10 protein-coding genes are annotated in these 13,128 nt (G+C 40.5%); 3 read left to right on the forward strand and 7 right to left on the reverse strand.

What is annotated here, in order from left to right; translation table 11 throughout:
• Nucleotides 1-20 precede the first annotated feature (20 nt).
• Both cobS and cobT read left to right on the forward strand, forming a co-directional pair.
• Nucleotides 21-1,007: a cobaltochelatase subunit CobS gene (cobS, locus tag MCQ_RS03490; protein ID WP_006923572.1), complete on the forward strand. Its 987-nt coding sequence runs from the start codon at nucleotides 21-23 to the stop codon at nucleotides 1,005-1,007.
• A 14-nt stretch (nucleotides 1,008-1,021) separates the two neighbouring features.
• Nucleotides 1,022-2,920 carry a cobaltochelatase subunit CobT gene (gene cobT / locus MCQ_RS03495; protein ID WP_006923574.1) on the forward strand — a complete coding sequence of 633 codons (1,899 nt, stop codon included), beginning with the start codon at nucleotides 1,022-1,024 and terminating at the stop codon, nucleotides 2,918-2,920.
• Nucleotides 2,921-3,931: 1,011 nt separating this feature from the next.
• Here the strand turns inward: cobT and MCQ_RS03500 are convergent.
• Nucleotides 3,932-4,618: a VUT family protein gene (locus MCQ_RS03500; RefSeq protein WP_006923575.1), complete on the reverse strand. Its 687-nt coding sequence runs from the start codon at nucleotides 4,616-4,618 to the stop codon at nucleotides 3,932-3,934.
• A gap of 114 nt (nucleotides 4,619-4,732) precedes the next feature.
• Entirely contained in the window at nucleotides 4,733-5,026 is a 294-nt protein-coding gene (gene rpmB / locus MCQ_RS03505) for a 50S ribosomal protein L28 (RefSeq protein ID WP_006923576.1), read from the reverse strand.
• Between the two features lie 278 nt (nucleotides 5,027-5,304).
• On the opposite strand from rpmB, the gene MCQ_RS03510 reads away from it, so the two are divergent.
• Nucleotides 5,305-6,090, forward strand: coding sequence for an SURF1 family protein (locus MCQ_RS03510; RefSeq protein ID WP_006923577.1), 786 nt, complete (start codon nucleotides 5,305-5,307; stop codon nucleotides 6,088-6,090).
• A gap of 518 nt (nucleotides 6,091-6,608) precedes the next feature.
• Here the strand turns inward: MCQ_RS03510 and MCQ_RS08800 are convergent.
• From MCQ_RS08800 to htpX, 5 genes are all read right to left on the reverse strand, one after another.
• Complete coding sequence (locus MCQ_RS08800) at nucleotides 6,609-6,761, reverse strand: DUF1127 domain-containing protein (protein ID WP_006923579.1); 153 nt, start codon at nucleotides 6,759-6,761, stop codon at nucleotides 6,609-6,611.
• Nucleotides 6,762-7,176: 415 nt separating this feature from the next.
• Nucleotides 7,177-8,793, reverse strand: coding sequence for a bifunctional phosphoribosylaminoimidazolecarboxamide formyltransferase/IMP cyclohydrolase (gene purH / locus MCQ_RS03515; protein WP_006923580.1), 1,617 nt, complete (start codon nucleotides 8,791-8,793; stop codon nucleotides 7,177-7,179).
• Nucleotides 8,794-8,959: 166 nt separating this feature from the next.
• Complete coding sequence (locus MCQ_RS03520; RefSeq protein ID WP_006923581.1) at nucleotides 8,960-10,675, reverse strand: heparinase II/III family protein; 1,716 nt, start codon at nucleotides 10,673-10,675, stop codon at nucleotides 8,960-8,962.
• Nucleotides 10,676-10,721: 46 nt separating this feature from the next.
• The gene (locus MCQ_RS03525; protein ID WP_035007869.1) at nucleotides 10,722-12,089 is read right to left on the reverse strand and encodes an RsmB/NOP family class I SAM-dependent RNA methyltransferase; all 1,368 of its coding nucleotides are present in this window, start codon (nucleotides 12,087-12,089) and stop codon (nucleotides 10,722-10,724) included.
• Between the two features lie 36 nt (nucleotides 12,090-12,125).
• Nucleotides 12,126-13,112, reverse strand: a complete 987-nt coding sequence (gene htpX, locus MCQ_RS03530; RefSeq protein ID WP_006923585.1) for a zinc metalloprotease HtpX — start codon at nucleotides 13,110-13,112, stop codon at nucleotides 12,126-12,128.
• Between the last annotated feature and the right edge of the window lie 16 nt (nucleotides 13,113-13,128).

Here is a 13,128-nt window from a genome sequence, read left to right on the forward strand (position 1 = left end):
GACTTTCTTTCCAAAAAAAAATGACAAAAACGAAGCTTACAGTCGAAAATGTACCCGATATAACAGTCTGCGCCCGTGATCTGTTCAATATTGATACGGATATAAAAGTGCCTGCTTTTAGTACAAAAAGCCCTCATGTTCCTGATTTAGATCTCAATTATCTTTTTGATCAACAAACAACTTTGGCGATTCTAGCAGGCTTTGCATTTAACCGCCGTGTCATGATCTCCGGCTATCATGGAACGGGGAAATCGACACATATTGAACAAATTGCTGCACGTCTTAACTGGCCTTGTATTCGAATTAATCTCGATAGTCACGTCAGCCGTATCGATCTCGTAGGAAAAGACGCTATTATTTTGAAAGATGGGCTACAAATCACTGAATTTAAAGAAGGCATTTTACCATGGGCCTATCAAAACAATATTGCTCTTGTTTTTGATGAATATGATGCGGGTCGACCCGATGTTATGTTTGTTATCCAACGCGTTCTTGAATCCTCTGGACGATTAAGCTTACTTGATCAAAGCCGTGTCATTGCGCCTCATCCAGCATTCCGTCTTTTTGCAACTGCAAATACCGTTGGTCTTGGTGATACGACAGGACTTTATCATGGTACACAACAAATCAATCAGGCTCAAATGGACCGTTGGTCTATTGTGACGACATTAAATTATTTACCTCATGATAAAGAAGTTGCTATCGTTTGTTCAAAAGTACAATCTTTTCAAACAACCGAAGGAAAAAAGACAATTTCAAAAATGGTACATGTTGCTGATATGATACGCCAAGCTTTCATTAATGGTGATCTTTCAACGGTCATGAGCCCACGCACTGTTATTCATTGGGCAGAAAATATTACAATTTTTCAAGATATTGGATTTGCCTTTCGATTAACCTTTCTCAATAAATGTGATGAACTCGAACGTGCCACTGTCGCAGAATTCTATCAACGTGCCTTTGGACAAGAGCTTCCCGAATCACTTATCCATGGTGTCTTGCCTTAAGGGATACGTCAATCATGACCGCAGAGATTGGCGACAATAATCAAAGTCTAAAAAACGATACTTCCAACAGCACCCTTGATGCTGAAGCCTTTAAAAAAGCACTTTCTACCTGTATCCGCGCAATTGCGGGATCTCATAACCTTGAAGTTGCCTTTAGTCACAACAGACCATCCTTCAGCGAAAATTATGCACGCTTACCAGAATTACCAAAACACTCAACAAATAAAGACATAACTGTTACCCGTGGACTAGGTGATTCCATGGCTTTGCGCAAAGCATGGCATGATAACGCCATCCATACACGATTCGCCCCGATAGAATCAGAAGCACGCGCCATTTTTGATGCTCTCGAACAAACACGTGTTGAAGCAATCGGCACTTTAGCCATGGAGGGAATTGCAAAAAATCTCGATAGTATGCTGGCCGATAAATATCAAAGAGCTCATTATGAAAGTATTAGCACCCAAAATGAAGCGCCCATTCAAGAAGCAATTGCACTTTTATTACGCGAAAAAATAACAGGACGCCCTCCTCCAAAAGAAGCTGGACCTGTCTTAGAATTATGGCGTCACACAATTGAAGAAAAAGTCGCTGCAGAATTGAACGCACTGATACATCATATTCATAACCAAAACACTTTCGCACGGATCGTTCGTCAAATGCTTGTTGCACTCAAAATGGCAGTACAGCTAGAAGAAGACTTTGACAGTGTAGACAACAAAAAGTTGACAAACGGGAGTGAACCTCAAAACCAATCAGAAGAAGAGAGCGAAAACGAAAAACCCAGCCAAAGCGAAGAACAAACAACAACTGAACAAGAAAGTGATGCGCAAGACCAAGGAAAAACACAAGCAAAAAAATCAAGCGACGATGATACAGTCGAAGAAGAGCAAGAGAATTCTTGGCAAGAAAAACCGAGCAAACCCAAACGCCTTCTGGCCCTTTCGGAACAGATGGAAAAACTTGGCAATTATAAAGTTTTCACCCGTCAATTTGACGAAGTTTTGGAAGCAACCGATTTTTGTCCTGAAAGCGAATTGGACCAGCTGCGCCATTACCTTGATAAGCAAATTAATCATCTCCAAAGCATTGTTGGGCGCTTAGCAAACCGCCTACAACGCCGCCTAATGGCACAACAAAATCGCAGTTGGCATTTTGATCTTGAGGAAGGATATCTCGATACAGCAAAACTTCCACGCCTTATTATTGATCCAATGCAACCTCTCTCTTTCAAAATGGAAAGCAATACCCAATTTCGGGATACGATTGTCTCATTACTCATTGATAATTCAGGATCAATGCGAGGACGGCCAATTACTGTTGCGGCAAGTTGTGCGGATATTTTAGCGCAAACTCTTGAACGCTGCGGAGTCAAAGTTGAAATTTTGGGCTTTACCACAAAAGCTTGGAAAGGAGGAAAATCCCGCGAAAAGTGGCTTAACCAACATAAACCCAATAATCCTGGACGCCTTAATGATTTGTGTCATATCATCTATAAAAGTGCCGATACACCATGGCGTCGAGCAAGGCGTAATTTAGGTTTGATGATGCAGGAGGGATTGCTCAAAGAAAATATCGATGGTGAAGCACTTATTTGGGCACATCAACGCCTTTTATCACGGCGCGAACAGCGTCGCATCCTCATGGTCATTTCTGATGGAGCACCTGTTGACGATTCAACACTATCTGTTAATTCCAGCAATTATCTTGAAAAGCATTTACGCGCAGTAATTCAAGAAATCCAAACACATTCACCTATAGAACTGATTGCTATTGGAATTGGTCATGATGTCACACGCTATTATCAACGCGCTGTAACAATTATGAATGCTGAAGAACTAGCCGACGCGATAACAAAACAATTAGCAGCGCTCTTCACTGATAACAAGCCCCTTTTTTACAAAAGATTTTAAGAAAAAAAACTCCTAAATCAGCAGTTTGAAATTAAATTTAAACATTTAAAACATGTGTATATATGAAAATATCTATAGCGATCATGTTTCTAAAATGGCTTCTCTCACTGGAGAGCTCAATGTAAAATCTTCGCTATGTTAGCTAAGCCCTGTAATCGGTAATTTGAAATTAAAGGTGAATTGTGAGAACCTGCATTTATAAAAAGCAGGTGTTTACTAGGCAAATATTATATCAAATGCAAAGGATTAGCAAAAGACTTATCCTTCTATTGAGAATAATTTTCTAGAATATGTATGAGAATTCAAAACCATTCCCGCCATTTTGTTAAAGGGGTTCGTGGTGTTTTAAAGTGGAAGCGCAATAAGCACAAGAACCTCCATTTACCTCAGGCAAGTAACCTAGCATCCCTAAATCTTATGAATCCTAGTATCAGAAAAGGATCTCATATTTGATTTTGGAACAGCTTATCAAAGAACTATATATAATTATGCTTATGAGAATTGATGCTAACTTTGTCCCAGCTCATCACTATGCTAAGCTTATAGGATAAGGTCAGCATGAAAGAAAAGTATTAAGAACAAGAAAATTTACCACGAAAAGGTCATACCGTAGTAAATCTCTCAGGGGCGATCTTTACGTTTTATTCTACTCTAAGGAATCAAAGCGATATGACAGAAGCACCTCCACTTGTCGCAGAGGATAAAAATACACAAACTATGTTGTAAAGGTTATATTCAAATACATAACGAGAAGGTTTTAAGAAGCAAAACTGCATCTCTGTCGTTGTTTTCTACTCAAACAATAAACACAGCAATACAATGATGAGCACCTTTAAAAAGAACGCTATTTTATCGAAGGCTTCTTCAATAAATCCCACCATTTGAGACGTATTCTCTGACAATTAGATAAAAAGCTTCTTCTTTTACGAAATTGCTAGTCTATACTTCAATCATTCTTTGGCTTAAAGAGTGTGGTGCACTGAAAATGGGAATAGAAGAAAATAAATATTGTCATTTATTACCAAGAAAAGATGAATTACCCTTTGAACTACTTGAGTAAATAGGGAGATTCACATTGCTAAGAATTGTTCCATAAGGAATCAGCATAAACAGACTCATAACGATTTTTACCGCAAAATCGCCAAAGGCAAGCGAAAGCCAAACTGGAACCTCCAATCCGAAAAAAACGGTGCTCTCCATGAGTGAACTATTCGCATAATCTGTCATCTGATCGATAAAGGCAAAAGAGCTAGAAAAAGCAAGAGCAAAAAACAAAATTGTATCCAAAGCTGAGCCAACCAACGCTGCTGCTAAAGGCGCTTTCCACCATGCTTTACGCCGCAAAGGAGTAAAAACAACAATATCAAGAAGTTGTCCAAATAAGAATGCTGAACTAGAAGCAATCGCAAGCCGTGGCGTAGCCAATATCCAAGAAATAAAAAAACCAGCAAAAAAACCAGCATAAACAACACGTCGCGCCGCAGCTGGGCCATAAAAACGATTTGTCAAATCATTAATCAGAAAAGCGATTGGATACGTAAAAGCACCATAGGTCAAAATCTCATTCAAATCAAACCAATAAACAGGATATTGAACCAAAATATTAGAGATGGTTACAGTAAGACACATCACAACGCTAGAAAAAATAATATATTTTCTCTTTTGCTGTGCTGATAAGGAACCGCGTACTGAAGACATTTTTTTAACCTGGGGTATGGAACCAACCAAATGCAACAATCAAACAGTAAGAAGCAAAAAACAACGCCCCCTAAACGGGAGCAAACAATCCAGCTTCATGGCAAACTAACACAGCTAGGCCGCTTGTTCAGCCTTTTTCTTAACAATTTGACGTTTTAATAAACGCGCACGTTGCGATAATTCTTTATCATCGGCTTTAACTAAAAATCCATCAAGACCACCGCGGTGTTCAACAGAACGCAGAGCACTAGCCGAAACACGCAAACGGTAACTTTGCTGTAACACTTCCGAAATCAATGTCACATTGCAAAGATTTGGTAAAAAACGACGGCGGGTCTTATTGTTTGCATGACTAACATTATTGCCATACTGAACCGTTTTTCCTGTCAATTCGCAGGCACGAGACATAAACTTCACCTTTAACTCTAAGAAACTCTCAAACCCTAAATCCAACAAAACAGAATGAGTACAAAAAATGCACAACACTGCCTTGAAGAAGCATTATTAGGAATTTGTGTTTTTAATAGGGTGTTGATAGCAAAAGGTCAAGTCTTTTATAAAGTCTTTTACGCCCCTTGTTGCTCATTCTCTTAATCTTTTTCGATAAAGAAGACGTATAAAATGTTTTTTTTAACGCTTAACCATGCTACAAGAACGTCTAGCCGTACTAAAAGGAAGCGTTAATCATGAGCACAACAGATCACTCCATGACAGAGCTTCAACACAAACACATAAGTTTTTCTTCTCTTTTGTTCGGCATTTTATGTGTATGTTTTTTTCTTCTCTTCAGTGCACTAGGTGTGTGGCAAATACAACGATTAAACTGGAAAACCAATCTTATAACCAGTGCTCATCAACGTATTCATTTGCCTCCCATCAAAGCCCCCCCAAAAAATCAATGGGGGCACATTACTTTTGAGAAAGATGAATATCGACCTGTTATCATCACGGGAAAGTTCCTGACTAATAAAAATATTTTGGTCACAGCTGTCGCTCAAGATACCACCGGCTATTGGGTTTTGACCCCTTTACAAACAGCCGATAATACACTGACCTTTATAAATCGTGGTTTTATCCCCATGGACGCACGCCATAACTTTCAAAACCCCACGCAAACACACATGAATGACACACTTCCTCAAGATTCTTCTACAAACACAGAGCAAACCACAATCATAGGTTTATTACGCATGAGCGAAAAAAATGGTTTTTTCCCACGTAAAAATAATCCTGATAATGATCTATGGTATACACGCGAACTCCCCGCTATGGCACAAAAGCTTGGTCTTTCAACTGTTGCTCCTTATTTCATTGATGCCGGGAAAAAAACAGCAACACAGGCAAATTTCCCCATTGCTGGTCTCACTGTTGTACACTTTCGAAACAATCATCTTGTCTATGCTATCACCTGGTTTATCTTGGCTGCCGGCATCTTAGGTGCCTCTCTTTTTCTGCTACGACAAAAAAGCTGAAAAAACACGCTCTGTTAAAAAGATCCTAAGCATTTGCTTCAAAAAACACTTACCTTATAACAAAATATATCAAGCTATCATGCTAAACAACATGACACACTTGGCATTTACTTTCAAAAACTACAACATAATGATTTATAATGATAATTTATCACTTTGGATGTTAAATGAAACGTCCGAATATCGTAAGATTCTCTCACTTTAAACCTGTTTATGATGAATCAAAAAGTACTTGCTTGTACACCACAAGCAAGAGATAGGGCATGAATAAAAAACGTTTAAGAAAAATAAAAAAAATCTATGAATCAACTCAATGCAAGAGCAGTCACAAAAACATTGAATGCTCGCAAATACACAAAGCAGAACACCGCGTTGTTACTTCATAGCAACAAGAAGCCCCGCAAAAGAGATATATCGCCAATCTTTTAATGGACTTAACACTCTGCACGAAGCCGCCCGCGATCGCATATCAAACGATAAACCACACTACAACATGCTATTAAACATGCATCAAAAAATCAACGTGATCTACGCGAACATTGCCGCGCAATCGAATCAATATCACCACGATTAATGCCAAGATCATTGAGTTCATAAGTTGAAAGATGTCTTAATGCATTAACTGTCCGGCGATAACGACGCCAATTACTATAAGAACGCAGAATATTCATATCTTTTACTCAAACCTTATGTTACACCCGTTGGTATACAAAGTAGAGCAAATCACAAAAAAGAGTTGTGCTATAACTGCATAACAGGCATGCATCTGCAACACAAGAAACGCATCTTGTTTAAAAAACACAAGATTTCGATATATAATGATAATTCATTGTTTTCCTTAATTAAATATGAACTAAGCATAGAAAGATTCTCTCATTTCAAACTCACTTATATTGAATCAAAAAACCATTCGCTTGCACATAACAAGCAGAATCAACGAATGGACAAGAAACTGTCTAAACGCAAAAGGAGCTGCTACATGAACAGGTAGCAAACAGTATGACAGGTGGTGCTAGCTTACATGATACTCTCCCACAAACAGGAGCAATGAAATCAACTTAAGAGCAACCACCAAGAATAAAACCGTTAATGGCGAAAATGCCGTACACCTGTAAAAACCATAGCCAAACCATGAGCATCAGCTGCGGCAATGACTTCCGCATCACGCATGGATCCTCCTGGTTGAATAACCGCTGTCGCACCTGCTTCAGCAGCTGCTAATAAACCATCTGCAAAAGGAAAAAATGCATCCGATGCAACCACAGACCCTTTCGCAGGAGATTCTGTTAAACCTGCTCTTTGTGCACTTTCTTCAGCTTTACGCGCAGCGATTTTAGCTGAATCAATGCGGCTCATTTGACCTGCACCAATCCCAACTGTTGCACTATTTTTTGCATAAACAATAGCATTTGATTTGACGTGTTTTGCTACTCGAAAAGCAAATTGAAGATCACGCATTTCATCTTGACTTGGTGCCCGCTTTGTCACCACTTGCAGATTAAGATCATCAACAACCACACTATCACGCGACTGCACTAAAATTCCGCCCGCAAGTGTTTTGGCAATAAGCCCTCCACAACGGGGATTAGGTAAACCACCTGTTATCAACAAACGAAGATTTTTTTTCGTTGCAATGATTTCCCGTGCACCCATTGTTGCATCAGGAGCAATAATCACTTCCGTGAAAATTTTTATAATTTCTTCAGCGCATTCTTCATCAAGGGGTCGATTTAAAGCAATAATCCCACCAAATGCTGATACATTATCGCACAAAAGAGCCTTTAAATACGCCTCTTTTAAAGTCTGCCCTTCTGCAACGCCACAAGGATTAGCATGCTTAATAAGAGCAACAGCAGCGGTTCTCTGGGGATCAAATTCTGCCACAAGTTCAAATGCGGCATCTGTATCATTCATATTATTATAAGAGAGTGCTTTACCTTGCAAAAGTTTTGCTGTTGAAACACCAAAACGTTTCTCACTATTACGGTAAAATGCCGCTTTTTGATGCGGATTTTCTCCATAGCGCATGACACTTTCAAGATGTCCAGAAAAACTCTGCCAAGATGGCGTTTCAACTTTTAAATCCTGTGCAAACCACGCTGCTATCGCCGCATCATAAGCAGCAGTATGCGCATAAGCACGCATTGCTAATTGACGTCGCATAAACAAGCTCAAACAGCCATCATGCTGCTTTAATTCAGCTAAAACCGAATCATAATCACGCACTGCTGTTATAACACCAGTATAAGCATGATTCTTTGCTGCAGCGCGAATCATTGCTGGTCCACCGATATCAATATTTTCAAGAATTATTGGTCCATCAGCCCCAGATCGGGAAGTTTCTTCAAAAGGATAAAGATTTACAACCAGAAGATCTATTCCATCGATACCATGCTTCTCCATAGCATCCTTATGGCTAGGGTCCTGTCTTACCCCCAAGAGAGCACCATGAATCAAAGGGTGGAGTGTTTTAACACGCCCATCCATTATTTCCGGAAATCCAGTAACTTCAGCAACATCTTTTACTACTAAACCAGCAGCTTTTAAAGTTTTGGCTGTTCCACCTGTCGAAATCAATTCAACACCGTAAGCATGAAGCGCTTGTGCAAACGCAACCAAACCGGTTTTATCAGACACGGACAGAAGAGCACGACGAACCCGATGAAGATCGGGTATGGGAAAATTTTTTGCAACAACACCCATAACAGGAAACCTAAAAATAAAATGGTTAAAATTCAAGAAAAACGAGCTTTTGCATTTATAGCATACGCCTTTATCAAAATACACTGAAAGGATAGAATATCTTTTTTAACGCACAAAGAATAATTCTATATTTATCGGTATTATGAAAAAGCCGTCATTGCTCCAATTAATGACGCGTAAAACGCCAGCGAACTTTTTCTTGAAATGCAGGACGAAAATATAAAACAATCTGTTGTGTGCGTTGCGGACCTGTTAATCCAGCAAAATCAATTGAATCTTCAAGACAAATATCAGCATCAGGTGATATAAAATACCACTCTTGACCACCTCCTACAGCTAAACATACACAATTGCCATCAAAATTGACCTCAACTTGCGGATGAAGATGAAACCGAACGGCAACATTATTCTGTTCATTTTGTCCTGCCTTATGTCTCTTTGACTGACCTTTGTGCGGCATAAAAAAACGATCAAATCCTTCAATCATTGCACCATTTGTTGCTAAAAGAAGACCACGTTCGTGAACAAGATTAAAAGACTGTACATAACCATTATGGCTAGCAATAAAACCAATTTTTTCTGAATCCTCTATACGCCGCACTTTTACATCCGTTGGTCCCTCAAGTAAAAAGGAAGTCCCGCTTTTCTTTTTTTTCCGAAAAACTCCCACCGAACAATCATTAACTGTTGCTGTTGAATGTGCTGCGGTTATACGTCCGAAATGTCGATACTCCTCACTGCCATAAGGATTAACACCCGTATTGATAATAAAACGATTCCCTCGTGAAGACATTTCAAAAGACAAACACCCTGAACAAGCATGCTCTGCAGCAGAGCGTTGTGGAAATGATCCTGTATCTGCGAGTACTGTTGTTTGATAAGCCTGTAAACGTTGAAACCCTGAATAACGTGCGTAACTAAAAGGATGCCCCTCCGTTTCATCAAGATCTAAAAGTGCCGACAAACGTTCAGGAACAAGAGGTCCAACTCCATTAAAATGCGCTAATGTTTGATCTTCATGAATAAAAAACCGCAAAGCAGGCAACATGCGTTCAACAGAATCAATGAGAATACGTGGTGCTTTTTCATTGCTATGCATAAAAAGATGACGCAACGATAATAAATCTGACAATAAATTAAGCAAAATGATAGGACTACGCGAAATATGGCCGCCATCAACCAAAATCTGACGTGCAAGCTCCTCTTTAAGAATGGTTTGCACCTTTTTCTTCATTGCCGCAGACACAGGTAAAGCGAGAGATGCAAATGTCAAAGCCGCTGCTGCTTGCAAACGCTGATCGTTGTTTTCCATGGTGCCAATCGTTATGCGCAAATAACGAAATTGGAAACCAAGCGCACGCAAAAAACGCTTTTCAAACCGCTCACTTGCCCCTTGTAATAACATTTTCGAATGACAAATCCAAGAAATCAACCGCCGTGCCACAACCGGCCCACTCCAAGGCAATCCTTTTACTTTCTTACCACACAGATCAAGCCAATCTTCTAAAAGAGCGCGGGCATGCGCTGCTGCCAAATTACTGTCTGCTGCCGTCATATGTCGCAACCAATGAAAATCATGAAGGGCTGCTTCCCATTCCGGCGTTGGTGGAACTAATGAAAAAGGTGAAACAGCACCAGAATGTACAATATGGCCAGCAAAAGAAAAACGGCCGTGATAAAATTCATGAGCCATCAACGGATCAGCTAAGTGCAAATCAATGGGATGTGCTAAAATTTTATGAGGACGAAATCCAGAAAACCGCCAACGAAACAGTGGTCCTATCCATAAACGTCGCATAAATTGATGCGCTATATATATAAATGTTGACGCCTTTATTTGGGGACCTTTTATCGCAATCGCCACAATCTCATCTCCGTACATGCTCAATCAAGCACAACTTCGACCATTTTAGTAAATGAAACGTTAATTAAGCCACTTTTCGAAAACGCGCTGCAAAAAAACCATCCATTCCTAACAACACTTTTCTCTCAGCATAAAAATTTTCATGACAAAAATCAGCAGGTGTTGTACGCAAAGTCCCTGCAAAAGAGAGCAAATGTGCCAGTGCACCCATCTCCTCTTTACAAATAGGCTCTAAAACAATGTCATGGCGTATTGATAAAATTTTATCAACAAGATCTTCGCCTTCCTCTCTTGCCAATGAACAATTAGAAAAAACAATACGCCCACCCTTCTTCACCAAAGTAATTGCCGCCAAAAGTAAATCATATTGCAATGCAGCAAGTTTAATGACATCATCCATCGATTTCGTCCATAAAATATCCGGATGACGACGTATCGTTCCTGTAGAAGAACAAGGAGCATCAAGAAGTACAGCATCAAAAAGCTGATCGGGATGAAAATTTTTCACATCCCCTTGCCAAGTGCGGACTGAAAAATGAAGCCGCTCCATATTTTCCTTTAAACGTTTTAATCGATTAGCAGACAGTTCAACAGCTGTCACATCAGCCCCTTGCAAAGCGAGTTGCGCCGTTTTCCCCCCGGGGCTCGCACAGAGATCAGCAACCTGTTTGCCACGAACATTTCCGAGCAAACATACAGGCAACGCCGCTGCAAAATCTTGAACCCACCAAGCCCCTTCCTTATACCCAGGTAAATCAGAAACAGCACAATCCAAACTGCTCAGCCGAACGGAATTATTAGGTAAAACAACACCTCCAAGCCGCTTAGCCCATCCAATACTATCAGATTTCACAGTTAAATCGAGAGGTGGTTCAATGCTTTGCATTGCTAAAATCTGATCAGCCTTTTCTGCTCCATAAGTTGATACTAACAGCTGTCCAAACCACGCTGGAACCCCTTCAATAACAGGGGCTTGCTGGCGTAACACATCCACCTCACGTGCAAGATTGCGTAAAAGAGCATTCACAACCCCTGAAAAACGGCGAATACGAGGGTCAATTTTAGCCACACGCACAGCTAAATCAATCGCAGCATGATCTGGGATATCAAGATAAAGAATTTGTGCCGCACTGATATGGAGAAGATGCTGAAGTGAGAACGCTTGTGGAGGTAAAGGCCGTGACAAAAAGTGCGATAAAGCAGCTGTAATCTGCCCCCGATGACGTAATGCCGCTCCCAAAATAGCCCGGCACAATAAACGATCCCGATGCAAAAGCCCTAAATACTGTGGGTGCCCATGCTCATTATCCGTCAAACCAGATAGAGACGCGCGCTTATCAAGCACCGCCCCTAAAAGACGAACACACACCTGTCGCACAGTTAATCCAGGAACATTCTTTTCGGACACACGCCCCGCTTTCATGCGTTTCAAAACAATACCTTTATACCTTTTGCGCCCTAAAGAGCTTTATGAGCGAGATTTTTTTGAATCTTTATAACGAAGCCAAGAAGGACGTTTTGTTACTCGTTGAAAAGCATCCTTTCCATGCAAATCTAAACCGCCTTGCTTATTCCATCCCATATTTTTGACTATTGATCCATTCATCTCTTCTGCTTGCCGTTGGAGAGCAGCAATGCGATTTGCTGTCGCTGGATGCGTAGAAAAAAGGCTATCAGCCCCTTCACCACTCAAAGGATTGATAATAAACATATGTGCTGTCGCCGGATTATGCTCTGCCTCTTCATTATAGACAGTACGTCCACCACCCGCAATTTTATGCAACGCTGAAGCCAACCATAAGGGATTACCACATATTTCAGCACCCCGCCGATCAGCGGCATACTCACGCGTACGGCTAATAGCCATTTGCACCAGCATCGCTGCAAAAGGCGCAACAAACAAAGCAATAATACTCCCAATCGCTCCAGCGCCATGAGAATGTTCTGAAGAATTACGCTGCCCCCCCATAAAAAAAGCAAAATTACCAAGCATCGAAATCGCTCCAGCAATTGTTGCAGTCAGAGTCATTGTTAATGTATCACGATGCTCAATATGCGCTAGCTCATGCGCCATAACCCCTGCAATTTCCTCTGCACTCAACTGCTCTAACAATCCGGTACTAGCAGCAACGGCTGCATTTTGAGGATTACGTCCGGTAGCAAAAGCATTTGGCTGCGCACTCTCAATAACATAAACTTTCGGTTGAGGAAGAGAAGCTTTTCGAGCTAAATCACTTACAATCTTATAATAAACGGGTGACGAACGCTGATCAACTTCACGCGCACCATACATGCGTAAAACAATTTTATCCGAATTCCAATAGGAAAAAAAGTTTAAACCACTCGCTATCAAAAGTGCAATGATCATGCCATTGCCCCCCCCAACCAGAAAACCAACTCCCATAAAAAGAGCGGTCATAAAAGCCAAAAGCATGGCCGTACGCATTATGTTCATTACTCAAAAAACTCCA

The sequence above is a fragment of the Candidatus Bartonella washoeensis Sb944nv genome (genome assembly GCF_000278135.1).
GTDB lineage: Bacteria > Pseudomonadota > Alphaproteobacteria > Rhizobiales > Rhizobiaceae > Bartonella > Bartonella washoeensis.